We start from the raw sequence: 11,944 nt of genomic DNA on the forward strand, positions 1-11,944 counted from the left end.
GTGCCGCCCTTCACCCACCCCACACCTGCCCACTCCAACCCCACCCTCTCCCGAACGCGCAGGGACTCGAACGTGACCGGCACGCGTTACCTGATCAGCTGCAAGCTCTGGAGGTTCCCGACTGGGTGAGCTCCACGAGGACGTCACGCATGTACCCGAGAGCGGCGCGGTCGTCGATGTGATGCCCGGGTTCCGAGCCCTGCCGCCCACTGGCAGCGACCTTGGCGGCGGCTTCGGAGACGAGCGTCCGCACGGCCAGAGCGCCGAAGTCGTTGACCGCCTCGAGATACCCGAGCATGCGGGCCGCCTCCGCGAGCCGGTCGATCGCGGCCATCATGTTGATGAATTCGATGCACACGACACTGGCGGCGATCACGTTGTCGGTCTCGATCAGCTCGTCGATGTGAGACCGAAGGAGTCGGAAGGCTCGCGGCCGGTCACCGCGCCGGAACACGGATCTGGCCTCGGTGGCCTTGTTGGCCGACAGCGTGCCCAGAGGGATGTCGACCCGGGCCGCCTCGTCGAAACACCGATCGGCCTCGTCCTGCCGCCCCTGGAACGAGGCGGAGTAGCCAAGGGTCTGCAGCGCCCAGTGCAGGAGGGTCGGCGGACCGTTGATCCGGTACCGATCCGCCAGGGCCGAGACCGACGTGTCGACCTGCTCGAAACGCCCGATGCCCAGCAGCGTCCCCGCCGACGTCATCTCCAGGAACGCCGCCAGGTCCTGCTCACCCTGGCGGCGCAGCTCGGCCACGGCGTCCGGCAGGCACCGCAGCAGGCCCTCGCCATCGCCGGTCGCGTAGGCGTGCGCGTAGCGGCTCAGCGCTCGGCGCGGCTCGCCGTACTGGTCCGCCACCTGACGGAAGCCTGCCGGGTTGGCGTTCTGGGTGTGGCGCTCGGCGACCCAGACGAGCCAGAAGGCGCGCAGGTCCTGGTCCTCCGCCGAGGTCGCGGCCAGGAGGTTCTCGGCCCAGCCGCCGAGCTCCTGCCGTCCCCGCAGGGGGAGCTCCGTGACGATCGGACGGATCAGCGCGTCGGCCAGCCGCGGGTCTCCATCCGCGCATGCCCACGTCACGGCCGCCCGCAGGTTCGCCCACAGCTCGCCGAGTCGAGCCACGCCCTCGATCTCGCCCGGGCCCGTAAGCAGGCCGTGGATGTGGGTGACTTCGCGCAGGCACCAGCGCGCGTGGAGTCCGGCGGCCAGGTCGGCATGACCGCGCTCACGCAGGTGCTCGGCTGCGAACTGGCGAACGGGTTCCAGCAGCCGGAAGCGCCGGCCGTACGGTCCGAAATCAACAGTGACAATCGACCGCGCGACCAGGTCGCCCAGCAGGTCGTCGACTTCTTGATCGTCGGCGACCGCCTGCGCGGCGCCGAGGTCGAACGGTGCGGTGAAGACGGACAGGCGCTGGAACAGCGTCTGCTCGGCCTCCGTGAGCAGGTCGTAGGACCATTGAATGGCGGCCCGCAGCGTCCGATGCCGCGCGGCGCCGGTGCGGCGGCCACCGGTCAGCCGGAGACGATCATCGAGCCTGGCGACGAGGTCGACCGGCCGGTGGCTGATCGTCCGGGCAGCGGCCAGCTCGATGGCCAGCGGTATGCCATCGAGGCGCCGGCAGATCTCCTCGACGTGGCGATGGTGCTCCCGCGCGTCGTAGGTCCGATCGGCGGCGAGCGCGCGGGCGTGGAACAGCTCGGCGCCCGCTGTCGGATCCAGCGGTCCCACGACCAGAACCTGTTCGTCCTGTACGGCAAGCCGTTCCCGTGCCGTGGCCAGCACCCGCACCTGCGGGCAGCCCGCCACGACGGCCTGGACGAGACCGGCCGCGCCGTCGAGGACGTGTTCGCAGTTGTCGATGACCAACAGCGCCGGGCGCGAGCGCAGGGCCGCGACGATCGACTGGGTCAGGGTGTGTCCCGGACGCTGCGCCACGCCCAACGCGTCGGCGACCGCGCGGGGCACGTCTTCCGGCGATGTGATCTCCGCCAGCTCGACCAGCCATGCATCCCACCCTCGATGGCCGGACGCCGCGTGAGCCGCCGCCAGCGCTAGCTGGGTCTTGCCGATTCCTCCCGGTCCCACCAGGGTCACGACCCGGGACCGTTCGAGTGCCTCGGCGACAACCGGCATGTCCCCATCACGACCGAAGAGGCGGCCCACACCAAGGGGAAGGTGGCCCTGCCGGATCCCGGGCAACCGTATCGGCGGATACTCACCCTCACCGATCTGGACGATGCGCAGGTCGCCCTCCAGGTGAAACCACCCGAGATCGCGCAGGTCACCCCGCTCAAGAAGCCCCGCCGTAGCCCCCGACGCCAAGATCTGCCCACCACACCCGGCAGCAGCGATCCCCACGGCCACCTGCACCGCAGCACCGCCGTACCCCGCACCCACCTCCTCCGACTGACCGGTATGCAGCCCAACCCGCACCCCCGGCTCCCCAGACCCCCCGGCATGCAAGCCAACCCGCACACCCGACTCCGCACCGACCCCCGCTTCGGCCCCGCCAGTGTGCAAGCCAACCTGCACACCCGACTCCACACTGACGGCCGCGACCTCCTCCTCAGACTCGCCGGTATGCAGCCCGATCCGCACCCCCAACTCGACACCGAACCCCGAAGCCGCCTCCCCAGACCCGCCAGCGCGCTGGTCCATCCGCGCACCCGGCTCGACATCGTCGTGCCAGCGTTCGTCGGCGGCCGATCGTTGCAGCCGGGTCGCCCACGCGGCGGCGTCATCGGCCCGATGGAAGGCCACCCCGACCGACTCGGTGCCGACGGCGAAGACGTAACCGTCGTGCCGGTCTGCCGCCGCCCGGATGAGCTGTTCCAGGCGGGCCGTCGCCACACGAGGCGTCGCCAGGCCCGCGACCTGCGCGAAGCCGAAGGTCACTGTCCCGTTCGGACGGCGGGGCGGCGCGTGCTCCGGTACGGCGGGGCCGCGCAGCCGCTCGTCGTGGTCGAGGATCCGTGACTCGAGCTCGCGCAACCCCGGCCCGGGTTCGACCCCGAGCTGCGTGACGAGCTGGTGCCGGGCCCGCTGGTAGGCCGCGAGGGCGTCGGCCTGGCGGCCAACCCGGTACAAAGCTGTCATCAGCAGGGCCCAGAGACCTTCGCGGAGGGGATGGCGCTCCGCGAGCTCCGCCAACGAGCCGATGACCTCCCGCGGCTCGGACTCTACGCGTCGTTCGAGGTCGGCCTCGACAGCGCTCAGCCACTGCTCGGTCAGACCGGCCACCGCCGCCGCGAGGCCGGGCGCGTCCAGTCCCGCGAGAGGAGTTCCGCCCCACTGCGCGAGTGCCCCGTCGAGATCACCCTCGCGGAGGCAGCGACGAAAGCGCGTCACATCGACCGCGTCAGGCGCCACCTCGAGGCGATAGGCGGCGCCCACCCGCACGATCATGTCGGGACCGAGGCTCTTGCGCAGCTGGGCCACGTGCCATTGCAGAGTCTTGTCCGCGGTTCGCGGGGGCGCGTCACCCCAAACGAGCTCCACCAGGCGCGACACCGGCAGCGGTGTCCCAGGCGACAGGGCCAGCGCCGCAAGCACCGTCTGCGACTTCGCCGAACCTATGTCGACCGGCTCGCCGTCCTCGGTAGCGACACGGACACCACCGAGCAGACCGATCCGCACCACAGGGCTGCTCCAGGATGTCGACCTCCGCCGAGATTGCCACACCCCCGAACACCCGGCAAGCCCACCGCCCCCACACCAGGACCCCACCGTCAGCACACCGGCGTCGGCGACCATTGGCGCGCCGCCATCGATTTCCTGGCTCGCCACCCTCCGGGGCCGGTCGGGAGCCGAATCACGGCGAAGAGCAGCTGACTTACGGAGCGAGAATATGCACAGGCAGACGACAGCACGGGTTACCGGTTCCCTTTTCCTCACCGCGACGGCCACGGGAGTGCTCAGCGCGGTCCTTCTCGGGCCACTCGACACCCTGTACTCACCCCAGTCCATTGCCGACAAGGCACCTGGAATATCGGCGGGCGCCCTCATGGCTTTGGTCATGACCGTCGCGATCGCGCTGATCCCACCGACGCTGTTCCCGGTTCTCAAGAACCACGGCGAGGCACCCGCACTCGGCTATGCCGTCGCCAGAATCCTTGAGGCCGTCCTCCTGCTTCCCGCCGCCATCGGACCTCTCATCCTGGTGGCCCTGGCCACCACTCAACCGGCCGCCAGCGCGCCAGACAACGCGGCCCACCTGGCGACCGTCCAGGCATTAACCCAGACGTACGAAATATGGGGACACGCCAGCAGCGCCGTCTTCTTCTGCATCAGCGTCCTGCTACTCAACTACCTGCTGTACCGGTCGAGGCTCGTCCCCCGCTGGATATCCGCCTGGGCACTCATCGCGGTGGCACCGTACCTGGCCGACAGTTTCCTCGTGATGTTCAACCTGCTGGCCCCGTCCTCGACGATCTACTCCGTTCTCTTCTTCCCGCTGGCGCTGAACGAAATGGTGCTGGCGATCTGGCTACTGGCAAAAGGATTCAGAACGCTGTCGCCGACGCCCACCGCTCATGCCGCCGACACCGCTCATAGCGTCGACGCCGCCCATGCTGTCGACACTGCTCATACCGTCGACACCGCCCATGCTGTCGACGTCGTCACGAACCGCCGAGCACACGAACAGCCGGGCAATTGACGCCTCCTACGTGATGCATTTCGCCGCGACAACGCCCAACCCCGGAACTCCCCAATCCCAGGACATCACGGCTCCCTGAACCCATCCCCTCCCACGACTCCCCTGGGCCCTCTTACAACGTGGGCTAGAAGCCTCGGACTCGGTCGATGTGGACTCGGATGGGGATGGGGTAGCGCTTGGCGAACTCCTCGACCGTGCCGGCGATTCGGGTGATTCCGTCGGCGTACTTCTCCTGGTAGGCATCGCTGGTGGTCGGGTCGCCCTCGACGAACTCCGCCCGGCCGGTGATGACCACGACGTCGCCGCCCGTGGGCGTGCTGTTGAGGTTGAGCGAGACGCGAGGGTCGCGGCCGATGTTGTCCAGTCGGTGTGCGTCCGGCCGGGTGAACAGCAGCACGCTGTCGCCCTCCCAGACGAACCACGCGGGTTCGGCTGAGGAGTGCCGTCAGCCGCCATCGTCGTGAGCCAGATGACCTTCTCCGCCGACATACGGCGCCGGAACTTCTCCCCGAAGGGCGTGGACGCATCAGGAATTCTCGGATCACTCACCTGATCACACTAAGCGTGCAGCACCCTCCTTCCCTGCTTTCCACACCTCACCGCCTGTCGGGCCCAGCATGCCCGGATCTTGCCGTTCTTCCGGACGCGTGGCTGTTTGCCGTGGTCCAGCACTGCTTGCACACCGTGGTTCCGAGCACGTGCCTGCACACCGTGGTTCCGAGCACGTGCCTGCACACCGTGGTTCCGAGCACGTGCCTGCACACCGTGGTTCCAGACGCGTGGATACACACCGTGGTCCCGGGCATGCGGAACGATGGACTCCAACGTCGCGGGCAGCCCACGCTTCTCATCGTGCGCCGGCACGATCACCGTCAACGTCGCACTCATCGCCGACCCCGCCACTTGACCGCGACCCACGCCAGCAGGCCAACCAGGGTGTAGATCGCCATACTGAAACCCAGCATGGGCGGGCCTCCGGGCATCTCGTACTCCTCTCGTACCGGTGTGATGCGCGTACGAGAATGCCCTCGAGAGCGAGCAGGCTACGGAGGCGAACGACGTTCTGTGGACAGCGAGATCACAATCGCCAAGCCTGTGGACAACGACGACCCCCCAAGCACCCACCCTAGGGGCACAACAAACACACCCCCAACCGCAACCCCAAACCTCTGCCGGCCCGCAGAGGAAGCGCTACGCAGCACACGTGTCGCTGTGCCAGCTAATATCCCACGAAGCCCCACGTAGCACGTATGTCGCGTGCCAGCCCATATCCCGAGAAGCGCCACGCAGGACTCGTGTCGCTGTGCGGGCCCGTATCTCGCGAAGTGCCACGCAGCACGCATGTCGCTGTGCCAGCCCCGTATCCCGCGAAGCGCTACGCGGACACGTGTCGCTGTGCGGGCCCGTCCCCACGAAGCGCCACGCAACACGCATGTCCCTGTGGCAGTCCATATCCCGAGAAGCGCCACGCAGGACACGTGTCGCTGTGCGGGCCCGTATCCCGCTCCAAGGCTCTCGCGGAAAGTCCGAGCCCGCACAACGACGGGCCTCCAATTCGGAAGCCCAGCCCCGTGCAGGAAGGGGCTCTGCACGGACCCCTAATCCCCCGCCAAGTCACACAAGTGACGAACCCACTCGCCGCTCACGCCCCCAGCGCCGATACCTCAGCTAACAGCCGAGCCAATCCCCAACTACACACCCAGCGCGACGAGGCACCTAGCCACACCCTTGCCGTAGCTAAGCGCCACCTCAGTCAAAGGCGCACACCCAGCCACGAGACACCAACGTGTCCCAAACCCAGCATCCCGAACCGGCGCAAGCGCATATCAAATACGTCCGAGCGAAGCGAGGCCCATTGGCCAGACGCTGGGGGTCCGGGGGTCATCCCCCGGGACAAAATGACGAGGAGACCATGGGGAAGCGCCCAAAGGCGCGACCACACCTCGCCGTACTCCGAGTGGAGCTATGGGGATTCGAACCCCAGACCTCCTCCATGCCATGGAGGCGCGCTACCAACTGCGCCATAGCCCCTGGTCACCGCTCCGAGTCCTCCCGTTGCGGCGCTCGGAGAGCATATAGCCTTCACGGAGGATTCACCTAATCGCCCGCCCCACCAGTACGGCCAGCCCGTCCAACTGCCGCATCAGCCCGAATTCGAACACCGAGTCAAGATCCACCTCCACCCCGGGCTGCGTCACCACCCTGGCCAGCGTGGGAAACGAACCCGAGCTCAGCATCGAGCCGAGATCCCGCGAGCGGCCGCGCATCCACTCGTCGTCGGTGATGCCCGTGTCGGCCAGCGCCTGCGTCTCCGACTGCAGCGCCGCCGCCGCGCCGCCGACGAACTGCGCCAGCGACATCCCGATGTGCAGTATCGTGCGCGCGTCCAGGCCGAGCCCGTCGACCGCGCGAAGCAGCCACTCGAAGTGCGCCATGCCGTTCGCGATGAACTGCGGCCGCGACAGCGACACGGCCTGCGCCATCCACGGATGCCGCCGATGCACCCGCCACTGCAGCCGCAGCGACAGTTCCACCTGCGCCCGCCAGCCCGGCGGCCGCTCCGCAGGCAGCGGCTCCTCGCCATAGGCGGCATCGGCCATCAGCTGGACCAGTTCCTCCTTGCCCGCCACGTGCCGATAGAGGGACATCGCCGACGAGTCCAGCTCCGCCGCCAGCCGCCGCATCGACACCGCCGCCAGCCCCTCACGGTCGGCCACCCGCATCGCCACCCGCACGATCCGCTGCCTCGTCAGCTCGTCACCGGTACGGCGGGCCCGCAGCGGATCCGTCACCACCGTCCCCACCCCCGGCACCACCCGCACCAGCCCCTCCTCGCGCAGCGCGGCCAGCACCTTCGTCGCCGTCGCCATCGCCACCCCCCACTCCCTGACGATCTGCCGCGTCGACGGCACCGCCTCCCCCGCCCCGAGCTCCCCCTCGACGATCCGCCGCCGCAACTCCTCCACAATCCGCAAATACGGCGCACCCACCACACACACCCCTTCCTGACAAGCCGCTCACACAACCCGACGCCACCCGCCCCGACCAGCCGCCGCATGGCCCGAAGCCGCCCCGCCCTGGCCGACCACCCACACAGCCCAAAGCCACCCGAACGAGCCGAACCAACTCAGGCAGCACGAGACCCGCCCCGAGTCGACCAACCGCCCAGCCCGAGGCGACCGCCCGGAGCCCATCCCGAGACGACCATCCGCCCGACGCAGCGAGAAGTGCACTAGTGCACCCTCCCACGAACCAGGCCGTCACCCTAGGGTTCGCGTACAGCGTATAGACAGGGGGAAACTCACATGAAGACCGTGCTCATCTCAGGCGCCGGCATAGCAGGCCCCGCGCTCGCCTTCTGGCTGCACAGGTACGGCTGGCAGCCCACCATCGTGGAGCGCGCCCCAGTCCTGCGCGTCGGCGGCCAGGCAGTCGACTTCCGCGGCACACCCCAGCTCCAGGTCCTCGACAGAATGGGCCTGCTACCGGCCATCCGCGACGCCCAGACAGGCATGGGCGCCATCGCCATCGTCAACGAGGCAGGCGCCAAGGTGTCCAGCCTGCCGACCGAGGCGTTCAGCGGCGACGTGGAGATCCTGCGCGGCGACCTCGGCCGCATCCTGTACGAGGCGACCCGCGACACCACCGAGTACCTGTTCGGCGACTCCATAGCCGCAATGGAGGAAACGCCGCAGGGCGTCGAGGTCGTCTTCGACAGCGGCGCGACCCGCAGGTTCGACCTCGTGGCGGGCGCCGACGGGACCCGGTCGCGGGTGCGGGCGCTGGCCCTCCGCAGCGAACTGCTGCACCTGGGCATGTCCACCGCGATCTTCACCACGCCCAACACGTTCGGCCTGGACCGCGAGGGCCTGATGTACAGCGCGCCGGGCAGGAGCGCCACGATCCTCGGCCTCGGCGCCGACGCCAAGGTCATGCTCGACTTCGCATCTCCCGAAATATCGCAGGAAGTCGATCACAGGGCGCTGGTGGCCCACCAGTTCTCCTGCGACCGGTGGAAGGTCCCCGGACTGCTCGAGGCCATGTGGCGCGCGGACGACTTCTACTTCGACACCGCCACCCAGGTCGCCGCCGAGCACTACTCGGCGGGCAGAATCGTCCTGGTCGGCGACGCCGGCTACGGCCCCGGCCCGGGCGGCATGGGCACCGGCCTGGCGGTGATCGGCGCCTACACGCTGGCGGGGGAACTGGCCGCGCACGACCACCACACCGCCGCGTTCGAGGCGTACGAGCGCCGCCTGCGCCCCTACGTCCAGATCTGCCACAAGCAGGCCAAAGGCGGCGAGAAGTTCCTGGTCCCGCGCAAACGCTCGCAGATCTGGATGCGGAACCAGACGATGCGGCTCATGCCGTACCTGCCGTTGAAGAAGATGATGGCGAAGGGCGCCAACGCCATCACCCTCGAAAGCTACGGCTAGGCCGAGTCGTCGCTGCTGATCGGCTCGGGCAGGGTGCCCGCGTTGTGCTCGAGCAGACGCCAGCCCTTGCGGCCCTCCTCCAGCACCGACCACGAGCAGTTGCCCAGCCCGCCCAGCGACGGCCACAGCGGCTCCGGCAACCCGAGCAGCTCGCAGATGCCCAGCCGGAGCGCGGCACCATGCGAGGCCACCACCAGCAGCCCCTTCTCGTCGATCTTGGAGGCCCACCGGCGCAACGCGGCCCCCACCCGGCCGGCGACCTCGGTCACCGGCTCGCCGTCGGGAGCCTCCCACGCGGCGTACTCCACCGGCCACCGGGCGGCGATCTCGTCGCGGGTCAGGCCCTCCCACGCGCCGCCGCCGCGTTCACGGAAGTCCTTGTCCACCGACACGTCCAGGCCCACGACCCGGCCGAGCGCCAGCGCGGTGTCGTTGGCCCGCCGTAGATCGGAGGAGACGATCATCGTCGGCCGGAGCGAGGCCAGCAGCGAGGCCGCCCGCGTGGCCTGCGCCAGCCCGGTCTCATCGAGGGGGATGTCGCTGTGGCCCTGGAAGCGGTGCTCGACGTTCCACAGTGTCTGCCCGTGCCGCAGACAGACGATGCGGCGGCTCATGCGGGTGTCTCGCCGAAGGCCGCGCGCCTGAAGGACGGGCGGCTCACGTACGAGCCCGCTGCATGTTGACCTGCGCGACGCTCTCCGGAAGGGGGATCGCCGGGCAGTCCTTCCACAGGCGCTCGAGCGCGTAGAAGACGCGGTCCTCCTCGTGCTGGACGTGCACCACGATGTCGAGGAAGTCGAGGAGCACCCAGCGGCCTTCGCGCTCGCCCTCGCGGCGCACGGGCTTGACGTCGGCCTCGGTGCGCAGCCTGTCCTCGATCTCGTCGACGATGGCGCGGACCTGCCGGTCGTTGGTAGCGGAGCAGAGCAGGAACGCGTCGGTGATGACGAGCTGCTCACTCACGTCGTAGGCGAGGATGTCATCGGCCAGCTTGTCGGCCGCGGCCTCCGCGGCGATCTTGACGAGCTGGACGGCTCTGTCGGAAGCGGTCACGATGCGGGTCTTACCTCCTGAGTTGGCGTCACGGCCCACCTAAGAGACTACCCTTCTCACCCGGTTCACCCCGCTCGGTAGAGTCCACGCTTGTTGATGTACTGCACGATGCCGTCCGGCACGAGGTACCAGATCGGCTCGCCCTTGGCCACACGCTGGCGGCACTCGGAGGAGGAGATGGCCAGCGCCGGGATCTCCAGCAGCGTGACCTTCCCCGCCGGCAGCCCCGGATCGTGCAGCGGATGCCCCGGACGGGTGCAGCCGACGAAGTGCGCCAGCTCGAACAATTCGTCCACGCCCTGCCAGGTCAGGATCGCGCCCAGCGCGTCGGCGCCGGTGATGAAATAGAGGTCGGCGTCCGGCCCATAGACCTCGGAAACATCGCGCAAAGTATCGATGGTGAACGTCGGCCCGGGCCGGTCCACGTCCACCCGCGACACGGAGAAACGCGGATTGGACGCGGTGGCGATCACCGTCATCAGATAGCGGTCCTCGGCCGCCGACACCTCGCGCTCGGCCTTCTGGTACGGCCGGCCAGTCGGGACGAACACCACCTCGTCGAGCTCGAAATGGTGAGCCACCTCGCTGGCGGCGACCAGGTGGCCGTGATGGATGGGATCGAACGTCCCGCCCATGACTCCCACCCGCCGCTCCCCCTGGACAACAGGCGCATTCATCATGAAACGGACCTTACGCGGAACCCGTACCAGAACATGATGGCACCCCCCTCGCAGAGGAACGCGCACCGCACCCGCCGCCGACGTAGCATGCCGGGCATGACGACCACTCCGGATCGCAACCGCGTCCAACTGCCCGGCATCTCGTCTCGTGCCTACGAACACCCCGCAGACCGGTCCGCGCTGGTCGCTCTGCGCAAGTTGAGTGGGTTCGACACCGTTCTTAAGCAGATGTCCGGCCTGATCAGTGAGCGACGGCTGCGCCTGATGTACCTGGCGTCGGCCGTACGGGTCAGCGAGACCCAGTTCCGCTCCATTTACGACATGGGCCGCGACGCCGCCTACACCCTCGACCTGCACCGGATCCCCGAGATCTACATCCAGCAGGACCCGCAGGTCCAGGCCAAGGCCATCGGCTTCGACGACCCCTTCATCGTCGTGACCACCGGCCTGCTCAACCTCATGAACGAGGAGGAGCAGCGCTTCGTCATCGGCCACGAGACCTCGCACATCCTGTCGGGCCATGCGGTCTACCGCACCATGCTCGACATCCTCACCCGCCTGGCGACCCGCGTCGCCTGGATCCCGCTCGGCTACATCGGCCTGCGCGCGATCGTGGCCGGGCTCGAGGAGTGGTACCGCAAGTCCGAGCTGTCCTCCGACCGCGGCGGCCTGCTCGTCGGCCAGGACCCCGAGGCGGCCAAGCGGGCGCTGATGAAGCTGGCCGGCGGCGACTACACCCACGAGATGAACATCGAGGCGTTCCTGGAGCAGTACCAGGAGTACGACACCGCGGGCGACCTGCGCGACGGCTTCCTCAAGGTGCTCAACCTGCTCGGCACCACCCACCCGTTCGCCGTGGTGCGCGTGGCCGAGCTCGACAAGTGGCAGCGCAGCGGCGACTACGAGCGCATCCTCGGCGGCGACTACCCGCGCCGCGAGGACGACCCGAACGCCCGCGTCACCGACGAGGTCAAGGCTGCCGCCGAGTCCTACCGCCAGTCCTGGGCCGAGTCGCAGGACCCGTTCATCGGGGTGCTGCGCGACGTGGCCGAGGGTGCCGTCAGCGCCGGCGAGCGCATCTTCAACCGCTTCTCCCGCCGCGAGGGCGGCCAGGGGTAGG

8 protein-coding genes, 1 tRNA gene and 1 pseudogene are annotated in these 11,944 nt (G+C 68.8%); 3 read left to right on the forward strand and 7 right to left on the reverse strand.

Annotated elements, in window-relative coordinates; genetic code table 11:
- Positions 1-94: 94 nt before the first annotated feature.
- Entirely contained in the window at positions 95-3,634 is a 3,540-nt protein-coding gene (locus tag KIK09_RS19700; RefSeq protein WP_214320647.1) for an AfsR/SARP family transcriptional regulator, read from the reverse strand.
- Positions 3,635-3,845: 211 nt separating this feature from the next.
- Between KIK09_RS19700 and KIK09_RS19705 the strand changes: the two genes are divergently transcribed.
- Positions 3,846-4,655 carry a DUF4386 domain-containing protein gene (locus KIK09_RS19705; RefSeq protein ID WP_214320648.1) on the forward strand — a complete coding sequence of 270 codons (810 nt, stop codon included), beginning with the start codon at positions 3,846-3,848 and terminating at the stop codon, positions 4,653-4,655.
- Positions 4,656-4,779: 124 nt separating this feature from the next.
- Here KIK09_RS19705 and KIK09_RS19710 read toward each other — a convergent pair.
- From KIK09_RS19710 to KIK09_RS19720, 3 genes and pseudogenes are all read right to left on the reverse strand, one after another.
- Positions 4,780-5,076: pseudogene (locus tag KIK09_RS19710) on the reverse strand (pyridoxamine 5'-phosphate oxidase family protein); the annotation flags it as partial.
- Positions 5,077-6,613: 1,537 nt separating this feature from the next.
- Positions 6,614-6,686 (reverse strand) — tRNA-Ala (locus KIK09_RS19715).
- Positions 6,687-6,748: 62 nt separating this feature from the next.
- On the reverse strand, positions 6,749-7,645 hold the full coding sequence (locus KIK09_RS19720) for a TetR/AcrR family transcriptional regulator (RefSeq protein ID WP_308164195.1): 897 nt from the start codon (positions 7,643-7,645) through the stop codon (positions 6,749-6,751).
- Between the two features lie 315 nt (positions 7,646-7,960).
- On the opposite strand from KIK09_RS19720, the gene KIK09_RS19725 reads away from it, so the two are divergent.
- Positions 7,961-9,091 (forward strand): FAD-dependent monooxygenase, encoded by a 1,131-nt coding sequence (locus tag KIK09_RS19725; RefSeq protein ID WP_214320651.1) that lies wholly within the window; start codon positions 7,961-7,963, stop codon positions 9,089-9,091.
- Here KIK09_RS19725 and KIK09_RS19730 read toward each other — a convergent pair.
- From KIK09_RS19730 to nadD, 3 genes are all read right to left on the reverse strand, one after another.
- Positions 9,088-9,705: a histidine phosphatase family protein gene (locus KIK09_RS19730; RefSeq protein ID WP_214320652.1), complete on the reverse strand. Its 618-nt coding sequence runs from the start codon at positions 9,703-9,705 to the stop codon at positions 9,088-9,090. The two genes, KIK09_RS19725 and KIK09_RS19730, sit on opposite strands and share 4 nt — an antisense overlap.
- A gap of 43 nt (positions 9,706-9,748) precedes the next feature.
- On the reverse strand, positions 9,749-10,144 hold the full coding sequence (gene rsfS / locus KIK09_RS19735; RefSeq protein ID WP_214320653.1) for a ribosome silencing factor: 396 nt from the start codon (positions 10,142-10,144) through the stop codon (positions 9,749-9,751).
- Between the two features lie 65 nt (positions 10,145-10,209).
- Entirely contained in the window at positions 10,210-10,824 is a 615-nt protein-coding gene (gene nadD, locus KIK09_RS19740; RefSeq protein ID WP_214320768.1) for a nicotinate-nucleotide adenylyltransferase, read from the reverse strand.
- Between the two features lie 96 nt (positions 10,825-10,920).
- Between nadD and KIK09_RS19745 the strand changes: the two genes are divergently transcribed.
- On the forward strand, positions 10,921-11,943 hold the full coding sequence (locus tag KIK09_RS19745) for a M48 family metallopeptidase (protein WP_214320654.1): 1,023 nt from the start codon (positions 10,921-10,923) through the stop codon (positions 11,941-11,943).
- Position 11,944 lies beyond the last annotated feature (1 nt).

Source organism: Nonomuraea sediminis (genome assembly GCF_018531495.1).
In the GTDB taxonomy this organism is placed as follows: Bacteria; Actinomycetota; Actinomycetes; order Streptosporangiales; family Streptosporangiaceae; genus Nonomuraea; species Nonomuraea sediminis.